Origin of the sequence: Pseudomonas sp. LABIM340 (assembly GCF_040017195.2) — a bacterium.
GTDB lineage: Bacteria > Pseudomonadota > Gammaproteobacteria > Pseudomonadales > Pseudomonadaceae > Pseudomonas.
In genome coordinates, this window is sequence record NZ_CM200227.1 from 6,661,042 (window position 1) to 6,677,164 (window position 16,123).

Consider the following 16,123-nt stretch of genomic DNA (forward strand, 5'->3'; position numbering starts at 1 on the left):
CCCGTTGCCGGGCGCACGGATTACAGCTTCTTCGCTTTCTCGATGGCTTCTTCGATGCCGCCGACCATGTAGAACGCCTGCTCGGGCAGGTGATCGTAGTCGCCGTTGAGGATGCCTTTGAAGCCAGCGATGGTGTCCTTCAGGGAGACGTATTTGCCCGGCGAGCCGGTGAATACTTCAGCCACGAAGAACGGCTGGGACAGGAAGCGCTGGATCTTACGAGCACGGGCCACCAGCAGCTTGTCGGACTCGGACAGTTCGTCCATGCCGAGGATCGCGATGATGTCCTTCAGCTCCTTGTAGCGCTGCAGAACGTACTGCACGCCACGAGCGGTGTCGTAGTGATCCTGGCCGATGACCAGCGGGTCCAGCTGACGGGAAGTCGAGTCCAGCGGATCAACTGCCGGGTAGATACCCAGCGAGGCGATGTCACGGGACAGTACGACGGTGGCGTCCAGGTGGGCGAAGGTGGTCGCCGGGCTCGGGTCGGTCAGGTCGTCCGCGGGAACGTAGACGGCCTGGATCGAGGTGATCGAGCCTTTCTTGGTGGAGGTGATGCGCTCTTGCAGAACGCCCATCTCTTCGGCCAGGGTCGGCTGGTAACCTACTGCGGAAGGCATACGGCCCAGCAGTGCGGATACTTCGGTACCGGCGAGGGTGTAACGGTAGATGTTGTCGATGAACAGCAGTACGTCACGGCCTTCGTCACGGAACTTCTCGGCCATGGTCAGACCGGTCAGTGCAACGCGCAGACGGTTGCCCGGCGGCTCGTTCATCTGGCCGTAAACCAGGGCTACCTTGTCCAGTACGCCGGAATCCTTCATCTCGTGGTAGAAGTCGTTACCCTCACGAGTACGCTCACCCACACCAGCGAACACAGAGTAACCGCTGTGCTCCATGGCGATGTTACGGATCAGTTCCATCATGTTTACGGTCTTGCCTACACCGGCACCACCGAACAGACCGACTTTACCGCCCTTGGCGAACGGGCAGACCAGGTCGATAACCTTGATGCCGGTTTCGAGCAGGTCGTTGCCGCCAGCCTGGTCAGCGTAGGACGGAGCGTCGCGGTGAATACCCCAGCGCTCTTCTTCGCCGATGGGACCGGCTTCGTCGATCGGGTTGCCCAGCACGTCCATGATACGGCCCAGGGTCTTGGTGCCGACCGGGACGGAGATGGCTGCGCCGGTGCTTTCCACGTTCAGGCCACGCTTGAGGCCTTCGGTGGAACCCATCGCAATGGAACGAACCACGCCGTCGCCCAGCTGCTGCTGAACTTCCAGAGTGGTTTCGACGCCCTGAACTTTCAGGGCCTCGTAGATGCTCGGCACGGCATCGCGCGGGAATTCCACGTCGATCACGGCGCCGATGATTTGAACGATACGTCCGCTACTCATGTCTGGTTCCTCTGAATTTTGAACCTGTTCTTACACCGCGGCAGCGCCGCCGACGATTTCCGAGATTTCCTGGGTGATCGCCGCCTGACGTGCCTTGTTGTAGATCAGTTGCAAACCACTGATCAGATCACCGGCGTTGTCGGTAGCGTTCTTCATTGCAATCATCCGGGCCGCCTGCTCACAGGCGTTGTTCTCAACCACGGCCTGGTACACCTGGGATTCCACGTAGCGCACCAGCAGGCCGTCGAGGAGGGCCTTGGCGTCGGGTTCGTAGAGGTAGTCCCAGTGGTGCTTCAGCTCGGCATTGTCCTCGGCCACCAGCGGAATCAGCTGTTCCACGGTCGGCTTCTGGGTCATGGTGTTGACGAACTTGTTGGAAACCACGTACAGGCGATCGATACGACCTTCCAGGTAGGCATCCAGCATGACCTTGACGCTGCCGATCAGATCATTGATCGACGGCTCTTCGCCCAGGTGGCTGATAGCTGCAACTACGTTGCCGCCATAGCTCTTGAAGAAGGATGCACCCTTGGAGCCGATCACGCAGAGGTCGATCTCCGCGCCACGATCGCGCTGCCCGCTCATGTCCTTGACGAGAGCCTTGAACAGGTTGATGTTCAGGCCGCCAGCCAGGCCACGGTCGGAGCTCACCACGATGTAGCCGACGCGTTTTACTTCACGCTCGACCATGAACGGGTGACGGTATTCCGGGTTGGCGTTGGCCAGATGGCCGATCACCTGGCGAATGCGCTCCGCGTAGGGACGGCCGGCCGCCATGCGCATTTGTGCCTTGCGCATCTTGCTCACCGCCACCTTTTCCATGGCATTGGTGATTTTTTGCGTGCTTTTGATGCTCGCAATCTTGCTGCGAATCTCTTTTGCGCCTGCCATTTCACACCTATCGGTTTAGCAGGCGGGGGCCGTTAACGACCCCCGCTGCGGCTTACCAGGTTTGGGTGGCCTTGAACTTCTCGATGCCGGCCTTGATGCCTGCGTCGATTTCGTCGTTGAAGTCACCCTTCTCGTTGATCTTCGCCAGCAGAGCGGCGTTCTCACGTTGGAAGTAGGCGATCAGCGCTTGTTCGAAGGCGCCCACCTTGGCGATCTCGACGTCCTGCAGGAAGCCACGCTCGGCGGCATACAGGGACAGCGACATCTCGGCGATGGACATCGGCGCGTATTGCTTCTGCTTCATCAGCTCGGTAACGCGCTGACCATGTTCCAGCTGCTTGCGGGTCGCGTCGTCCAGGTCCGAGGCGAACTGGGCGAAGGCCGCCAGTTCACGGTACTGGGCCAGCGCGGTACGAATGCCGCCGGACAGCTTCTTGATGATCTTGGTCTGGGCCGCGCCACCAACACGGGATACCGAGATACCGGCGTTGACGGCCGGACGGATACCCGAGTTGAACATGGCCGATTCCAGGAAGATCTGACCGTCGGTGATGGAAATCACGTTGGTCGGAACGAACGCAGAAACGTCGCCAGCCTGGGTTTCGATGATCGGCAGGGCGGTCAGGGAACCGGTCTTGCCTTTCACTTCGCCGTTGGTGAACTTCTCTACGTACTCTTCGGAAACGCGGGAAGCGCGCTCCAGCAGACGGCTGTGGAGATAGAACACGTCGCCCGGATAAGCTTCGCGGCCCGGCGGACGGCGCAGCAGCAGGGAGATCTGGCGGTAGGCTACGGCCTGCTTGGACAGGTCGTCGTACACGATCAGGGCATCTTCACCGCGGTCGCGGAAGAATTCGCCCATGGTGCAACCGGAGTACGGAGCCAGGTATTGCAGAGCGGCGGATTCCGAAGCACTGGCAACGACCACGATGGTGTTGGCCAGGGCGCCGTTTTCTTCCAGCTTGCGTACGACGTTGGCGATGGTCGATTGCTTCTGACCAATGGCAACGTAGACGCAGCGGATGCCGCTGTTCTTCTGGTTGATGATGGCGTCGATGGCCAGAGCGGTTTTACCGATCTGACGGTCACCGATGATCAGCTCGCGCTGGCCACGGCCAACCGGGATCATGGCGTCGACCGACTTGTAACCGGTCTGAACCGGCTGGTCTACCGACTTACGCCAGATCACGCCCGGTGCCACTTTCTCGACTGCGTCGGTCAGCTTGGCATCGATCGGGCCTTTGCCATCGATCGGGTTACCCAGAGCGTCGACAACGCGACCCAGCAGTTCCGGACCAACCGGTACTTCCAGGATGCGGCCGGTGCACTTGGCGTTCATGCCTTCTTTGAGGTCCTGGTATTCACCCAGTACCACAGCACCGACGGAGTCTTGCTCCAGGTTCAGCGCCATACCGTAGACGCCGCCCGGGAATTCGATCATCTCGCCGTACATGACGTCGGCCAGACCGAAGATGCGCACGATGCCATCGGAAACACTGACGATGGTGCCTTCGTTGCGCGCTTGCGAGGCGACGTCGAGTTTCTCGATGCGCCCCTTGATGATTTCACTAATTTCGGAAGGATTGAGTTGCTGCATGCCGCTGCCCCTTCAAACTCAAGATTTCAACGCTTCGGCCAGTTTCGCGATTTTGCCGCGCACCGAGCCATCGATTACCAAGTCACCGGCGCGAATTACCACGCCGCCGATCAAGCTCGCGTCTTCCGACGCATGAAGTCGCACTTCGCGACTGAGCCGGGCGCTGAGAGCCTTGGCGAGTTTGTCCTGCTGTTCCTGGTCCAGGGCGAAGGCACTGGTGACCTCGACCTCGACCAGCTTTTCCTGCTCGGCCTTGAGCTGCTCGAACATCACGAAGATGGTCGGCAGGAGGTCGAGCCGCTTGTTTTCAGCCACAGTCCGGACGAAGTTCTGGGCCGGAGCATTGAGCTTGTCGCCACACACGTCGATCAGCGCGTCAGCCTTGGCTGCCGCGGTCAGCTGGGGCTCCTTGAGCAGCTGGCGCACGGTGTCGTCCCGCGACACTGCAGCCAGCACACCCAGAGCAGCGGACCAGTCGGCCAGTTGCTGATGAGCCTGGGCGTACTCGAAAGCCGCCTTCGCGTATGGACGAGCCAATGTGGTCAGTTCTGCCATATCGCCCTCTGCTTAGATCTCGGCGGCCAGTTGATCAACCAGCTGCTTTTGCGCGTTGGCATCGATCGAAGCACCCAGGATCTTCTCGGCGCCGGAGACAGCCAGGGCACCCACTTGGGCACGCAGGGCGTCTTTGACGCTGTTGAGTTCCTGTTCGATCTGGGCCTTGGCCTGAGCGATCATGCGATCACCTTCGGCACGGGCCTGATCACGGGCTTCGTCAACGATCTGGTTAGCGCTCTTCTTCGCCTGCTCGATGATTTCGGCTGCCTGAGCCTTGGCTTCGCGCAGTTGCTGACCCGCTTTCTCGTGAGCCAGTTCCAGGTCACGAGCCGCGCGGTTGGCAGCGTCCAGGCCGTCGGCGATCTTCTTCTGACGCTCGTGCAGAGCCGCGATGACCGGAGGCCATACGAACTTCATGCAGAACAGGACGAAGATGGCGAACGCGATGGCCTGGCCGATCAGAGTTGCATTAATGTTCACGCCAATACCTCGCTCGTTCGTTGTTCAGTCACAGATTTCCGCGTTGCGGAAATTACTGGGCAACCTGAGCAATGAACGGGTTAGCGAAGGTGAAGAACAGAGCGATACCAACGCCGATCATGGTCACGGCGTCGAGCAGGCCGGCGACGATGAACATTTTGACCTGCAGCATCGGAACCATTTCCGGCTGGCGGGCAGCGCCTTCCAGGAACTTGCCGCCCAGCAGGCCGAAGCCAATGGCGGTACCCAGAGCGCCCAGACCGATCAGCAGAGCAACGGCGATAGCAGTGAGTCCAACTACAGTTTCCATTTTTCCTCCCGACTTTTTTGTCGTGTTGGTTAAAGGTGAAGCAAGTTAAGGTGGTGAAGCTCTTCTTTCACCCCCTCCCATCAGGGAAGGGGCGTACAGAATCTTTGGATCAGTGGCTGTCTTCGTGGGCCATCGACAGGTAGACGATGGTCAGCATCATGAAGATGAAGGCCTGCAGGGTGATGATCAGGATGTGGAACACAGCCCACGCCCAGTTCAGCACGACGCCCATGCCGCCCAGCCAGAGGATGCCGGAACCGAACATCACGGCGATCAGGATGAAGATCAGCTCGCCGGCGTACATGTTGCCGAACAGACGCAGTGCCAGGGATACCGGCTTGGCGATCAGGGTCACGAACTCCAGCAGGAAGTTCACCGGGATCAGGATGATCTGAACCACGACGTTCTTGCTGTTGAACGGGTGCAGGGTCAGTTCGCCGAGGAAGCCGCCGATGCCCTTGACCTTGATGCTGTAGAAGATGATCAGCGCGAAGACCGCGATCGACATGCCGAAGGTGGCGTTCGGATCGGTGGTGGCTACGGCGCGGAAGAACAGGTGCTCGTTACCGGTGACCGCCTGAGCCGCGAGCGGCAGGAAGTCCACAGGCACCAGGTCGATCAGGTTCATCAGGAAGATCCAGACGAACACGGTCAGCGCCAGCGGTGCGATGAGCGGGTTACGGCCGTGGAAGGTGTCCTTCACGCTGCCGTCGACGAACTCCACGAGAACTTCGACGAAGTTCTGCAGGCCGCCAGGTTGACCGCTGGTGGCCTTCTTGGCTGCCATGCGGAAGATAAGGATGAACACCAGGCCGAGGAATACGGACCAGCCCAGGGTATCAACGTGGAATGCCCAGAAGCCCATTTCCTTGGCTTGTTCGGCGGTGTGGGCGAACCCCCAGGAACCATCCGGCAGACGACCCAGGGTCAGGTTCTGCAAGTGGTGCTGGATGTAACCCGAAGCGCTTTCTGCTGCCATGTTTGCCTCAATCGCTCTAAGGTCTTGTAAATGTGTTTCGCATCAGCAGGGGTGAAAACCAGCTGACCGCGAGGGTCAGCAGGTAGAGGCCGAACAGCGCCAGGGGCGCCAGGGGCTTCACACCTGCAAACGTCAGTGCGAAGAGCACTGCCGTCAAAATCAGTTTTCCCGCCTCACCGGCATAAAAGGACCGGACTATCAGCTGGGCAGAACGCGCTCCGCTGTAACGGAACGCCTTGCGAGCAAAGTACAGATTCGGCAACCACGCAATCAGGCCCCCGAGCAATCCGGAATAGCCTGCGACCGAACCCAGAAAAATCCACAGGGCAGCTGCACCAAGAAGCAGCACCACCAGTTGGACGAGCAACAGGCGAAAAGCCGGTTGATGATGGAAGGGCAAACGATCGGGCTTGCGGGGTTCCATCTTCAGCTCACAGTCCTCTGGCGTCGGCGTCACAAATCAATAACTTGGCATACTTTGTGCCGACAAAATTGCGCGCAGAGTATAGGGGGCTGCAGGCCCCCCGTTCAACCGTCAGGTAGTGATTTCCGACGACCCCTACATGCTACGTTCGTATCAACGTATGTGGGCGAGTACGCCTTGAAGCTCGTCGAGGGAGTTGTAGCGGATCACCAACTGGCCTTTGCCCTTCTGCCCATGGCGAATCTGCACCGGAGCGCCCAGGCGCTCGGCCAGGCGCTGTTCTAGGCGGCTGATGTCCGGGTCAGTCCTGACCGCTTTGACAGGTTCCCCAGGGGCGTTGAGCCACTGGCGCACCAGTGCTTCAGTCTGACGCACGGTGAAGCCGCGTGCGACAACATGTCGCGCACCCTCAACCTGCCTGTTTTCGGGCAATCCGAGCAGGGCACGGGCGTGACCCATTTCCAGGTCGCCGTGGGACAGCAGGGTCTTGATCTCTTCCGGCAGGGCGATCAGGCGCAGCAGGTTGGCCACGGTCACGCGGGATTTGCCCACCGCGTCGGCGACCTGTTGCTGGGTCAGCTGGAATTCCTGTTGAAGGCGCTGCAGCGCGGCGGCTTCCTCAATGGGGTTGAGGTCCTCGCGCTGGATGTTCTCGATCAGTGCCATGGCGATGGCCGCTTCGTCCGGCACTTCGCGGACCATGGCCGGGATCTTGTCCAGGCCGGCCTGCTGGCTCGCGCGCCAGCGGCGCTCGCCGGCGATGATCTCGTAGCGGCCCTTCTCGATCGGGCGCACTACGATCGGCTGCATCACGCCCTGGACCTTGATCGACTGGGCGAGTTCTTCGAGGGCCTGCGGGTCCATGTCGCGGCGGGGCTGGTACTTGCCGCGCTGGATCAGGTCCAGCGGCAGGTGTTGCAGCTCCTTGCTGTCCACCTGAACGGCTTCTTCCTGCAGCGTAGCGGCGCTGGAGCCACTGAGCAGGGCGTCCAGCCCGCGTCCGAGACCTCGTTTCTTGGCGGCCATGCGGGTTCCTTAATCTCTTAGGCGGGGGCGGTGGTGCGGGCGGCGCGCTGACGGCGCACCAGCTCGCCGGCCAGCGCCAGGTAGGCGAGGGCACCGCGGGATTGCTTGTCGTAGACCAGCGCCGGCATGCCGAAGCTGGGTGCCTCGGCCAGTCGTACGTTGCGCGGGATCACGGTGGTGTAGAGCTTGTCGCCGAAGTGTTCCTGCAGCTGCGCGCTGACGTCGTTGGTCAGGCTGATGCGCGGGTCGTACATGGTACGCAGCAGGCCTTCGATCTTCAGCGCCGGGTTCAGCCGCTCGGCGATCCGCTGGATGCTGTTCATCAGGTCGGTCAGGCCCTCCAGTGCGTAGTACTCGCACTGCATCGGGATGATCACGCCGTCCGAGGCGGACAAGGCGTTGACCGTCAGCATCGACAGCGACGGCGGGCAGTCGATGAGGATGAAGTCGTAGTTCTCGCGGATCGGCGCCAGCGCGTGGCGCAGGCGGTGTTCCTTCATGTCCATTTCCAGCAGCACCACTTCCGCCGCGGTGAGGTCGCGGTTGGCGGGCAGCAGCTGGTAGCCGCCGTGCTCGGAGAACTGCATGGCCTGGGCCAGGTCGCATTCGCCGGTGAGTACGTCGTAGATGGAATGGTCCAGGGACAACTTATCCACACCGCTGCCGGTGGTGGCGTTGCCCTGTGGATCAAGGTCGATCAGCAGCACGCGTCGCTTGGTGGCGACCAGCGATGCCGCGAGGTTGATACAGGTCGTGGTCTTGCCGACGCCGCCCTTCTGGTTGGCGATCGCGAATACCTTAGCCATGGTTTTCCCCACTCCCCGTCATGCAGTGCGGCGCAGTATCAGCAGATGGCGCTGGCCTTGGCAACCCGGCACCGCCAGAGCGTGTTCGGCTTCGACCCGGAAATCTTCCGGGAGTGCCGCGAGCTCGTCGCTGGGGTGGACGCCTTTCATGGCCAGCCAGTTGGTCTGGGTGTCGCCCAGGTGTCGTGTCCAGTTGGCAAAGTCTTCGAGACTGCTGAAAGCCCGCGAGACGATGCCGTTGAACGGCTGCTCGGGCTGGAAGGCCTCTACCCGGCTGTGGATAACCTGCAGGTTGTCGAGCTTGAGTTCCAGCTTCACCTGGGTGAGGAAGCGGGTCTTCTTGCCGTTGCTGTCCAGCAGCGTCAGGGACTTGCCGGGGAACAGGATGGCCAGCGGGATGCCGGGCATGCCGCCGCCGCTGCCGACGTCCAGCCAGCGCTCGCCGCCCGCAGCTTCGAACTGCGGGACGATGCTCAGGCTGTCGAGCAGATGGCGGGAGACCATTTCATCCACATCGCGCACGGCGGTGAGGTTGTAGGCCTTGTTCCACTTGGCCAGAAGGGCCAGGTAATCCAGCAGGCGCTGCTGGGTGGCTTCGTCGATATCCAGGCCGAGCGTCTGGATGCCACGCGCGAGTTCTTCGGCGTGGCGGGAAGTGACCAGAGACATCAGGCGCTCTGCTCCAGCTGACGGCCGGACGAACGTTTCTTCAGATGGATCAGCAACAGGGAAATCGCCGCCGGGGTCACGCCCGGGATGCGGCCGGCCTGACCGAGGGTTTCCGGTCGGGCGTTGCCCAGTTTCAGCTGGATCTCCTTGGACAGCCCGGAGATGGACGGGTAGTCGATATCCACAGGCAGACGGGTGTCTTCGCTGGCCCGCAGGCGAGCGATCTCTTCCTGCTGACGATCGATGTAGCCGGCGTACTTGGTGCGGATCTCCACCTGTTCGGCGACCTGCGGGTCATCGGCGCTGACGCCGGTCACTTCGGCCAGGCTGACGTAATCGATTTCCGGGCGGGCCAGCAGGTTCAGCAGGTTGTATTCGTGAGCCAGCGGAGTGCCGAAGCGCTCGGCGATGGCATCGCCCTGCGGCGTGTTGGGACGAACCCAGGTGCTCTTCAGGCGTTGTTCTTCACGCTCGATGCCTTCTCGCTTGGCTTCGAAGACCGCCCAGCGTTCGTCGTCGATCAGGCCCAGCTCGCGACCTTTCTCGGTCAGGCGCAGGTCCGCGTTGTCCTCACGCAGGATCAGCCGGTATTCGGCGCGCGAGGTGAACATGCGGTAGGGCTCCTGGGTGCCAAGGGTAATCAGGTCGTCGACCAGTACTCCGATGTAGGCCTCGTCGCGACGCGGGCACCAGCTTTCACGGCCCTGCGAACGCAGCGCGGCGTTAGCGCCGGCGAGCAGGCCCTGAGCGCCTGCTTCTTCGTAGCCGGTGGTGCCGTTGATCTGGCCAGCGAAGAACAGACCGCCGATGACCTTGGTCTCCAGGCTGTACTTCAGATCGCGGGGATCGAAGTAGTCGTATTCGATGGCATAGCCCGGACGAACGATGTGCGCGTTTTCCATGCCGCGGATCGAGCGGACGATTTCCAGCTGCACATCGAAGGGCAGCGAAGTGGAGATGCCGTTCGGGTACAGCTCGTGGGTGGTCAGGCCTTCGGGTTCAAGGAAGACCTGATGGCTGTCCTTGTCGGCGAAGCGATGGATCTTGTCTTCGATCGACGGGCAATAGCGCGGGCCGACCCCTTCGATCACGCCGGAGTACATGGGCGAGCGATCGAGGTTCGAGGCGATGATCTCGTGGGTACGCGAGTTGGTGTGGGTGATCCAGCAGCTGACCTGGCGTGGATGCATTTCCTTCGAGCCCAGGAACGACATCACCGGGATCGGCGTATCGCCGGGCTGCTCGGTCATGACGCTGAAATCGACACTGCGGCCATCGATGCGCGGCGGCGTGCCGGTCTTCAGGCGGCCGACACGCAGCGGCAGCTCACGCAGGCGGCGCGCCAGGGCGATCGAGGGCGGATCACCGGCACGGCCACCGGAGTAGTTCTCCAGGCCGATGTGGATAAGTCCGCCGAGGAAAGTACCCGCGGTGAGGACGACGTTGTCCGCATGGAATTTCAGACCCATCTGGGTCACTACGCCGCGCACCTGGTCCTGTTCGACGATCAGGTCATCACAGGCCTGCTGGAATATCCACAGGTTCGGCTGGTTCTCCAGGATCTCGCGCACGGCGGCCTTGTAGAGAACACGGTCAGCCTGGGCTCGTGTCGCACGGACGGCTGGGCCTTTACGGCTGTTCAACACGCGGAACTGGATGCCGCCTTTATCGGTGGCCAGTGCCATGGCACCGCCCAGCGCATCGATTTCCTTTACCAGATGGCTTTTGCCGATCCCACCAATGGCGGGGTTGCAGCTCATCTGGCCAAGGGTTTCCACATTGTGAGTGAGCAGCAGCGTCTTCACGCCCATGCGTGCGGCCGCTAGTGCGGCCTCTGTGCCGGCATGGCCGCCGCCGATCACGATCACGTCAAAACGGGAAGGGAAATCCACCACGCACCTCGTGCCTGTTGATCAAGGAGAAAGAAGAGAGCCGGACAGTATAGGGGCTAAGGGCCTTCGATTGAAGGCACCTGAACAAAAAATAGCCAATGGGTACTGTCGGCCTCTAATAGAAAATAAAAGAGAGGAATCTTTTTAAATCTTTTTAGAGCTTGTGTTTATGTATGGTGAAGCCGTTTTCTGTGGATAACCATTTGCAGACCAGATACGGCGATGCTTTCAGCGCCTAACAACCCTGTGTCGATTCTGTACGGTTGCAGGGGATCTCCAGTGGCTAGCTTGTGGATTAAGTGCAATGTTATCAACAGGTGGATTTATCCACTGGTTGAGACCGGGCTTGTTAACCTATCTGTACGCGACTTTTCCACAGAGTTCACGGAGGCCTGTGGAATCCACTGTTATTGCCCTGTAAGCCCCGTAAATAGGGAGGTTTGGTGAATTTATGGCTGTGGATAGATTTCTGTGACGAAGAATTCTGGGCAGCAGGAGGCGCGCTGACGGGACGGCCCCGTCAGCGGTAGGTGAAAGCAGTGTTGTGGATTACTTGCCGATGCAGAAGCTGGAGAAGATGCGCCCCAGCAGGTCGTCCGGCGTGAAGGCACCGGTAATCTCGCCCAGGGCTTGCTGGGCTTGGCGCAGGTCTTCGGCCAGAAGTTCGCCTGCGCCGCTCAGGGTGAGCTGTGCGCGGCCGTGCTCGAGGCTGTCTCCAGCCAGGCGCAAGGCCTCCAGATGGCGCCGGCGCGCGCTGAAGCTGCTCTCGGCGGTCTGTTCGAAGCCCATGCAGGCCTTGAGGTGCTCGCGCAGCAGGTCCAGGCCATTGCCGGAACGGGCAGACAGGGTGATGGTAACGTGGCCGTCAGCGCTCTGTTCGAGCCCAATGCTCTCTGTGGATAAATCCGCCTTGTTGCGAATCAGGGTCACATGCGCCGGGTCGGGACGACTGTCGAGGAATTCCGGCCACAGCGCAAAGGGATCGCTGGCTTCGGGAGCAGTGGAGTCCACCACCAGGAGAACTCGATCCGCCTCGCTGATGGCCTTCAGGGCGCGTTCCACGCCGATCTTTTCCACATGGTCATCGGTGCTGCGCAGCCCGGCAGTGTCGATGATGTGGAGCGGCATGCCGTCGATGTGGATATGTTCGCGCAACACATCGCGGGTGGTGCCGGCGATATCGGTGACGATGGCCGCCTCGCGCCCCGCCAGGGCGTTCAGCAGGCTGGATTTGCCGGCGTTGGGACGCCCGGCGATCACCACCGTCATGCCGTCGCGCAGCAGCGCGCCCTGGCCTGCCTCGCGCAGCACCGACGCAAGCTCGGCGCGCACTGCGTCCAACTGGGAGAGAACGTGGCCGTCGGCGAGGAAGTCGATTTCCTCTTCCGGGAAGTCGATGGCGGCCTCGACGTACATGCGCAATCCGATCAACTGGTCGGTGAGGCTGTGTACGCGGCGGGAGAATTCGCCCTGCAGCGAGCGCACGGCGTTGCGTGCGGCCTGCGCGGAGCTGGCCTCAATGAGGTCGGCGATAGCTTCGGCCTGGGCCAGGTCGAGCTTGTCGTTGAGGAACGCGCGCTCGCTGAACTCGCCAGGGCGGGCCTGACGGGCGCCCAGTTCGAGGCAGCGCTGCAGCAGCATGTCCATCACTACGGGGCCGCCATGGCCCTGCAGCTCGAGCACGTCCTCGCCGGTGAAGGAATTCGGGCCGGGAAAGTACAGCAGCAGACCTTCGTCGATGACGTCGCCATCATCGGCGTGGAAGGGCCCGTAGTGGGCATAGCGAGGTTGGGGCTCGCGGCCGCTCAAGGTGATGGCCATGGCGCGCGCACGAGGACCAGAGACGCGCACGATGCCCACCCCACCACGGCCTTGGGCAGTGGCGACGGCGGCAATGGTTTCACGGGCTGCATTCATGTCGGCGGTCTCGCGTTTGTTATCGTGGCTCGCGGCTACGCAAGGTTATCCACATAGCAAAACGCCCCACGAGGGGGCGTCTTGTCGATCGGTGTCGGGCTGCGATATCAGGCAGAAGCCTTCTTCGCCGCCGCTTCGATCCGACGGGTAATGTACCACTGCTGTGCGATGGACAGGCAGTTGTTCACAACCCAGTACAGCACCAGACCGGCCGGGAACCACAGGAAGAAGAAGGTGAAGATGATCGGCATCAGCTTCATCACCTTGGCCTGCATGGGGTCCGGCGGAGTCGGGTTGAGCATCTGCTGAACCAACATGGTGGCGCCCATGATGATCGGCAGGATGAAGAATGGATCCTTCACCGACAGGTCGACGATCCAGCCCAGCCACGGGGCCTGGCGCATCTCGACGCTTTCCAGCAGTACCCAGTACAGCGAGAGGAAGACCGGCATCTGCACCAGGATCGGCAGGCAGCCGCCCAGCGGATTGATCTTCTCTTTCTTGTACAGCTCCATCATCGCCTGGGACATCTTCTGGCGATCATCGCCATGCTGTTCCTTCAGGGCTGCCAGTTTCGGCGACACGGCGCGCATGCGGGCCATGGAGCGGTAGCTGGCGGCGGACAGCGGGAAGAAGGCCAGTTTGATGACGATGGTCAGGAAGATGATCGACCAGCCCCAGTTACCCACGAGGTTGTGGATATGTTGCAGCAGCCAGAAGATCGGCTGGGCGATGAACCAAAGCGGGCCGTAGTCGACGGTCAGTTCCAGACCCGGGGACAGTTCCTTCAGGTACGCCTGCAGTTTCGGGCCGGCATACAGGGTCATGCTGGTTTCGCCCTTGGCACCCGGCGCAACGGTCAGGTTGGGACCGGTGTAGCCGACGATGTAGTTGCCCTGGGCGTCCTTGCGGGTCATCACGCTGTGGGTATCGCCCTTGGCGGGAACCCAGGCGGTGACGAAGTAGTGCTGCAGCCAGGCTACCCAGCCACCCTGGACGGTTTCCTTGAACTGCTCCTTGTCCATGTCCTTCATGGACACTTTCACGTAGGGCTTTTCAGGGGTCCAGACCGCGGCGCCGAGGTAGGTCGATACGCCGGTAGCGGTGGTGGAGGACGGGTCGACGCTGGCGTCACGCTTGAGCTGAGCGAACAGCGAAGCGTTCCACGGTTTGTCGCTCTGGTTGTCGATCAGGTAGCTCACGCCGACCTGATAGGCATCGGGGTTGATGCACTCGAGCTTCTTCTGCGCCTTTTCCTTCTCGGTGCAGTCGTTTTTCAGACCACGGTGGAAGGTGAAGCGCTTGACGTAGCTGACGCCGTCCTGTGCATAAGTCAGGTCGACCACCATCTGGTCCTGGCCGTCGGCCAGTTCGTACACCGGCTTGGCCGAGGCATACAGCGGGCGACCGCTGGCAGCGGCATCCGGGCCGTTGGCGCCGGTCAGGCCGCTCTGGGCCAGGTAGGTGCGCTGGTTGTCACGCTCGAACAGCGGGAACGGCACGTCCGGGCGGTCCTGGCGCAGCGGGTACTGGGTCAGGCCAAGCCTGATCACGTCGCCGCCGCGCGGGTCGATGGTCACGTCCAGGACATCGGTCTTCACGCGGATCAGCTGTTCGCTGGCTGCCGCTGGCTTCTGCTCATTGGGCAGGCTGGCCTGGGCGTTCTGCGTGGTGGGTACGTCGGCATTGGCCGCATTGCCGGCAGGCACGGAAGTGTCCGGCAGGCCTTCAGTCTGATTGAAGGTCGCGGTCTGCGCCGGCAGTTCGGGCTGGCCGTAGTCCTTGTTCCACTGGAGAACCAGCGCGTAGGACACGATTGCCAGGGCGACGAATAGGATTGAACGTTTGATGTCCATGGTTACTCGGCCGTCGAGGAAGGGGCGGGCTTGGAAGGATCTGGCGGTACCGGATCGTAGCCACCGGGATGCCAGGGGTGGCAGCGGCCTAGGCGACGAGCGGCCAGCCAGCCACCACGCAGGAAGCCATGGGTTTCAATGGCTTCTTGCGCGTAGCAGGAACAGCTGGGGTAGAAACGACAGTGCCTGCCCATCATGGGACTGATGGCGTAGCGGTAAAACTGGATCAGTAACAGGGCCAGTCTACGCATGGGAACTGTCGGCCACTCCCGGAGAATCTGTCGAAGGTTCCGGGCTGGGCCGGTTGCGCAACAGGCGCTTCCAGAGCTTGCCGAACTGCTGGTGCAGCTCTTCATTCTCCAGATCGCCGAGGCCTTTGCGCGCGATCACCACGATATCCAGGCCGGCCAGCTTCTGCTGGTGATGGCGGAAGGATTCACGGAGAAGGCGTTTGAGGCGGTTGCGCTCGACGGCGAGCTTGACGTTCTTCTTGCCGATCACCAGGCCCAGACGGGGGTGATCGAGACCGTTTTCGCGTGCCAGCAGCAGGATGTGCTTGCCGGGAACCTTGGAGGTGGGGGAGTCGAAGACTGCTGTGAATTGCCGGGCTGTCAGAAGACGTTTATCCCGGCTGAAATCTCGACTCACCACCTGTGTCAGACAAATCAGACGGTCAGACGCTTACGGCCCTTGGCGCGACGACGCGACAGAACCTGACGACCGTTCTTGGTGGCCATGCGAGCGCGGAAGCCGTGCACGCGAGCGCGCTTGAGGGTGCTGGGTTGGAAAGTACGTTTCATGATTCGGTACCTGGGTTTGACGACATGAGGTCGCAGTGACCCCGTTTAAAGAGACCGGCGATTCTAGTGAAATCAGGCGGTCAGGTCAATTTCCAACCAGACCCGGATACAAAATCTATAGAAAGGAAGGAAATCTCTTTTTTTAAAGATTGAAGCGATGATTATGTTTATGCAGGCCGATGCCTGTGCATAAGTCGACAGGCGCCTTTGAAAAAGCGGCCCTGGGGAAATGATAACCCTGTCGGGAAGTCGTGGGCCGCTTGTGGGGAGCCGGTTGGAAAGCTGGGTATGGAATGCGGATTTTTCCACAGGGATTTTTTCCACAGAATGATCACCAGGGTCTTCCCCTGCCCCATCAAGCGGTTATCCACAAGGTTCAAGGCGCTATTACCCGACCGCCGGTAAAATCATTAACACCTTGATTTTGCTTGCATCCCGGCGCGCTTAACTGTGGATAAGTTGGTTCGGCGGGGATACAATAGCTGCCTGTTTCGCTTTGCGACTTCTTTTGGGGGATATCC

General features: G+C 61.1%; 17 protein-coding genes. All 17 read right to left on the reverse strand.

Annotated elements, in window-relative coordinates; all coding sequences use genetic code 11:
* Window positions 1-20: 20 nt before the first annotated feature.
* Window positions 21-1,397 carry a F0F1 ATP synthase subunit beta gene (gene atpD / locus ABKS89_RS30585; RefSeq protein ID WP_045213787.1) on the reverse strand — a complete coding sequence of 459 codons (1,377 nt, stop codon included), beginning with the start codon at window positions 1,395-1,397 and terminating at the stop codon, window positions 21-23.
* A gap of 30 nt (window positions 1,398-1,427) precedes the next feature.
* On the reverse strand, window positions 1,428-2,288 hold the full coding sequence (atpG, locus tag ABKS89_RS30590; RefSeq protein ID WP_017518839.1) for a F0F1 ATP synthase subunit gamma: 861 nt from the start codon (window positions 2,286-2,288) through the stop codon (window positions 1,428-1,430).
* Window positions 2,289-2,340: 52 nt separating this feature from the next.
* Window positions 2,341-3,885: a F0F1 ATP synthase subunit alpha gene (gene atpA, locus ABKS89_RS30595; protein ID WP_045213785.1), complete on the reverse strand. Its 1,545-nt coding sequence runs from the start codon at window positions 3,883-3,885 to the stop codon at window positions 2,341-2,343.
* 18 nt (window positions 3,886-3,903) lie between these two features.
* On the reverse strand, window positions 3,904-4,440 hold the full coding sequence (locus tag ABKS89_RS30600) for a F0F1 ATP synthase subunit delta (protein ID WP_017518841.1): 537 nt from the start codon (window positions 4,438-4,440) through the stop codon (window positions 3,904-3,906).
* 12 nt (window positions 4,441-4,452) lie between these two features.
* Complete coding sequence (locus tag ABKS89_RS30605) at window positions 4,453-4,923, reverse strand: F0F1 ATP synthase subunit B (RefSeq protein ID WP_017518842.1); 471 nt, start codon at window positions 4,921-4,923, stop codon at window positions 4,453-4,455.
* Between the two features lie 52 nt (window positions 4,924-4,975).
* The gene (gene atpE, locus ABKS89_RS30610; protein ID WP_003457994.1) at window positions 4,976-5,233 is read right to left on the reverse strand and encodes a F0F1 ATP synthase subunit C; all 258 of its coding nucleotides are present in this window, start codon (window positions 5,231-5,233) and stop codon (window positions 4,976-4,978) included.
* A 109-nt stretch (window positions 5,234-5,342) separates the two neighbouring features.
* Window positions 5,343-6,212, reverse strand: coding sequence for a F0F1 ATP synthase subunit A (gene atpB, locus ABKS89_RS30615; protein ID WP_138213464.1), 870 nt, complete (start codon window positions 6,210-6,212; stop codon window positions 5,343-5,345).
* 16 nt (window positions 6,213-6,228) lie between these two features.
* On the reverse strand, window positions 6,229-6,636 hold the full coding sequence (locus ABKS89_RS30620; protein ID WP_348588785.1) for a F0F1 ATP synthase subunit I: 408 nt from the start codon (window positions 6,634-6,636) through the stop codon (window positions 6,229-6,231).
* A gap of 153 nt (window positions 6,637-6,789) precedes the next feature.
* Complete coding sequence (locus ABKS89_RS30625; RefSeq protein ID WP_348588783.1) at window positions 6,790-7,662, reverse strand: ParB/RepB/Spo0J family partition protein; 873 nt, start codon at window positions 7,660-7,662, stop codon at window positions 6,790-6,792.
* A gap of 17 nt (window positions 7,663-7,679) precedes the next feature.
* Window positions 7,680-8,468 (reverse strand): ParA family protein, encoded by a 789-nt coding sequence (locus ABKS89_RS30630; RefSeq protein ID WP_024765005.1) that lies wholly within the window; start codon window positions 8,466-8,468, stop codon window positions 7,680-7,682.
* An 18-nt stretch (window positions 8,469-8,486) separates the two neighbouring features.
* A complete protein-coding gene (gene rsmG, locus ABKS89_RS30635) occupies window positions 8,487-9,137 on the reverse strand; it encodes a 16S rRNA (guanine(527)-N(7))-methyltransferase RsmG (protein WP_348588782.1) in 651 nt (216 codons plus the stop codon).
* Window positions 9,137-11,029, reverse strand: a complete 1,893-nt coding sequence (gene mnmG / locus ABKS89_RS30640; RefSeq protein WP_348588781.1) for a tRNA uridine-5-carboxymethylaminomethyl(34) synthesis enzyme MnmG — start codon at window positions 11,027-11,029, stop codon at window positions 9,137-9,139. Before mnmG ends, rsmG begins: the two co-directional genes overlap by 1 nt.
* A gap of 549 nt (window positions 11,030-11,578) precedes the next feature.
* Window positions 11,579-12,946, reverse strand: a complete 1,368-nt coding sequence (gene mnmE, locus ABKS89_RS30645; RefSeq protein ID WP_138213459.1) for a tRNA uridine-5-carboxymethylaminomethyl(34) synthesis GTPase MnmE — start codon at window positions 12,944-12,946, stop codon at window positions 11,579-11,581.
* Between the two features lie 107 nt (window positions 12,947-13,053).
* Window positions 13,054-14,802 carry a membrane protein insertase YidC gene (gene yidC / locus ABKS89_RS30650; protein WP_348588780.1) on the reverse strand — a complete coding sequence of 583 codons (1,749 nt, stop codon included), beginning with the start codon at window positions 14,800-14,802 and terminating at the stop codon, window positions 13,054-13,056.
* A 2-nt stretch (window positions 14,803-14,804) separates the two neighbouring features.
* Window positions 14,805-15,053, reverse strand: a complete 249-nt coding sequence (gene yidD / locus ABKS89_RS30655; RefSeq protein ID WP_015479779.1) for a membrane protein insertion efficiency factor YidD — start codon at window positions 15,051-15,053, stop codon at window positions 14,805-14,807.
* Window positions 15,046-15,453, reverse strand: coding sequence for a ribonuclease P protein component (gene rnpA, locus ABKS89_RS30660; protein WP_045213756.1), 408 nt, complete (start codon window positions 15,451-15,453; stop codon window positions 15,046-15,048). Before rnpA ends, yidD begins: the two co-directional genes overlap by 8 nt.
* Before the next feature lie 14 nt (window positions 15,454-15,467).
* Complete coding sequence (gene rpmH, locus ABKS89_RS30665; RefSeq protein WP_003100258.1) at window positions 15,468-15,602, reverse strand: 50S ribosomal protein L34; 135 nt, start codon at window positions 15,600-15,602, stop codon at window positions 15,468-15,470.
* Window positions 15,603-16,123 lie beyond the last annotated feature (521 nt).

Excerpts from the sequence above, each read along its gene's own strand:
- atpD (WP_045213787.1), bottom strand. The coding sequence starts at position 1,397 with ATGAGTAGCGGACGTATCGTTCAAATCATCGGCGCCGTGATCGACGTG.
- atpG (WP_017518839.1), bottom strand. The coding sequence starts at position 2,288 with ATGGCAGGCGCAAAAGAGATTCGCAGCAAGATTGCGAGCATCAAAAGC.
- atpA (WP_045213785.1), bottom strand. The coding sequence starts at position 3,885 with ATGCAGCAACTCAATCCTTCCGAAATTAGTGAAATCATCAAGGGGCGC.
- ABKS89_RS30600 (WP_017518841.1), bottom strand. The coding sequence starts at position 4,440 with ATGGCAGAACTGACCACATTGGCTCGTCCATACGCGAAGGCGGCTTTC.
- atpE (WP_003457994.1), bottom strand. The coding sequence starts at position 5,233 with ATGGAAACTGTAGTTGGACTCACTGCTATCGCCGTTGCTCTGCTGATC.
- atpB (WP_138213464.1), bottom strand. The coding sequence starts at position 6,212 with ATGGCAGCAGAAAGCGCTTCGGGTTACATCCAGCACCACTTGCAGAAC.
- ABKS89_RS30620 (WP_348588785.1), bottom strand. The coding sequence starts at position 6,636 with ATGGAACCCCGCAAGCCCGATCGTTTGCCCTTCCATCATCAACCGGCT.
- ABKS89_RS30625 (WP_348588783.1), bottom strand. The coding sequence starts at position 7,662 with ATGGCCGCCAAGAAACGAGGTCTCGGACGCGGGCTGGACGCCCTGCTC.
- ABKS89_RS30630 (WP_024765005.1), bottom strand. The coding sequence starts at position 8,468 with ATGGCTAAGGTATTCGCGATCGCCAACCAGAAGGGCGGCGTCGGCAAG.
- rsmG (WP_348588782.1), bottom strand. The coding sequence starts at position 9,137 with ATGTCTCTGGTCACTTCCCGCCACGCCGAAGAACTCGCGCGTGGCATC.
- mnmE (WP_138213459.1), bottom strand. The coding sequence starts at position 12,946 with ATGAATGCAGCCCGTGAAACCATTGCCGCCGTCGCCACTGCCCAAGGC.
- yidC (WP_348588780.1), bottom strand. The coding sequence starts at position 14,802 with ATGGACATCAAACGTTCAATCCTATTCGTCGCCCTGGCAATCGTGTCC.
- yidD (WP_015479779.1), bottom strand. The coding sequence starts at position 15,053 with ATGCGTAGACTGGCCCTGTTACTGATCCAGTTTTACCGCTACGCCATC.
- rpmH (WP_003100258.1), bottom strand. The coding sequence starts at position 15,602 with ATGAAACGTACTTTCCAACCCAGCACCCTCAAGCGCGCTCGCGTGCAC.